This is a genomic window from Algoriphagus sp. CAU 1675 (assembly GCF_029222925.1).
In the GTDB taxonomy this organism is placed as follows: Bacteria; Bacteroidota; Bacteroidia; order Cytophagales; family Cyclobacteriaceae; genus Algoriphagus.
In genome coordinates this window covers 1-1,775 of record NZ_JARHUI010000014.1, presented here as the reverse complement: position 1 = coordinate 1,775, position 1,775 = coordinate 1, and the positions used below count along the sequence as shown (strand labels likewise).

Here is a 1,775-nt window from a genome sequence, read left to right as displayed (position 1 = left end):
GAGGTGACCAACACGGGAGACGTGACCTTAACTGATGTAACGGTTACGGATCCGCTACCGGGCTTGTCTGCGATCACACCTGCTCCGGTGACCCTTGAGCCGGGCGATAGCCAGATCTTCACGGCGACCTATACCATTACGTTGGCTGACATGGATGCGGGCAGTGTGAACAACACGGCGACTGCAACCGGCACCGATCCTAACGAGGACGACGTGACCGACACGGACAGCGAGACGATCACTGCGAACCAGGATCCGTCGATAGACATTGTGAAGACGGCGTCCCAGTCTGCCTATGACGAGGCGGGAGACGTGATCACGTATAGCTTTGAGGTGACCAACACGGGAGACGTGACCTTAACTGATGTAACGGTTACGGATCCGCTACCGGGCTTGTCTGCGATCACACCTGCTCCGGTGACCCTTGAGCCGGGCGATAGCCAGATCTTCACGGCGACCTATACCATTACGTTGGCTGACATGGATGCGGGCAGTGTGAACAACACGGCGACTGCAACCGGCACCGATCCTAACGAGGACGACGTGACCGACACGGACAGCGAGACGATCACTGCGAACCAGGATCCGTCGATAGACATTGTGAAGACTGCTGACAAGTCAAGTGTATCTGCGGCCGGTGAGGTAGTGACTTACACCTTCACGGTGACCAACACGGGCAACGTGACCTTGAGCAATGTAGTGATAGACGATGCCTTGACCGGATCTGTGGATCTGGCGGTAACTCCGTCTACCCTGGCTCCGGGTGAGGTTGGAACAGCTACGGCGACCTACACGGTAACCCAGGCTGATATGGATGCGGGTGAGATCGTGAACGTAGCGACTGCAACGGGTACAGCCCCTGACGAGACTACGGTTAACGATGACGATACAGTAACGGTGGATGTAGCCGAAGCGGCGGGCATCGACCTGTTGAAGGAAGCAGACAGATCGAGCGTAAGTGCAGCGGGCGAGGTAGTGACCTATACCTTCACGGTGACCAACACGGGCAACGTGACCCTGAGCAATGTAGTGATAGACGATGCATTGACCGGATCTGTGGCGTTGGCGGTGACTCCGTCTACCTTGGCTCCGGGCGCGACCGGTACAGCTACGGCGACATATACCGTATTGCAGTCCGATATGGATGCGGGCGAGATTGTGAACGTTGCTACGGCTACGGGTACAGCCCCTGACGAGACTACGGTTAACGATGAGGATACCGTAACGGTTGATGTAGCCGAAGCGGCGAGCATCAACTTGGTGAAGGAAGCAGACAGATCGAGCGTAAGTGCAGCGGGCGAGGTGATTGAATACACCTTCACGGTGACCAACACGGGCAACGTGACGCTGAGCAACGTGGTGATAGACGATGCGTTGACCGGATCTGTGGATCTGGCGGTGACTCCGTCTACCCTGGCTCCTGGCGCGACCGGTACCGCTACAGCGACATATACCGTATTGCAGTCCGATATGGATGCGGGTGAGATTGTGAACGTTGCTACGGCTACGGGTACAGCTCCTGACGAGACTACGGTTAACGATGAGGGTACAGCAACGGTGGATGTAGCCGAAGCGGCGGGCATCAACTTGGTGAAGGAAGCAGACAGATCGAGTGTAAGTGCAGCCGGTGAGGTAGTGACTTATACCTTTACGGTGACCAACACGGGCAACGTGACCCTGAGCAATGTAGTGATAGACGATGCGTTGACCGGATCTGTGGCGTTGGCTGTGAGTCCGTCTACCTTGGCTCCGGGCGCGACCGGTACCGCTACGGC

1 protein-coding gene is annotated in these 1,775 nt (G+C 57.0%); it reads left to right on the top strand.

The features are described from left to right. Positions 1-1,775, top strand: a 1,775-nt coding sequence (locus tag P2G54_RS16440; protein ID WP_275872655.1) for a hypothetical protein, incomplete at both ends; no start/stop codon positions are given.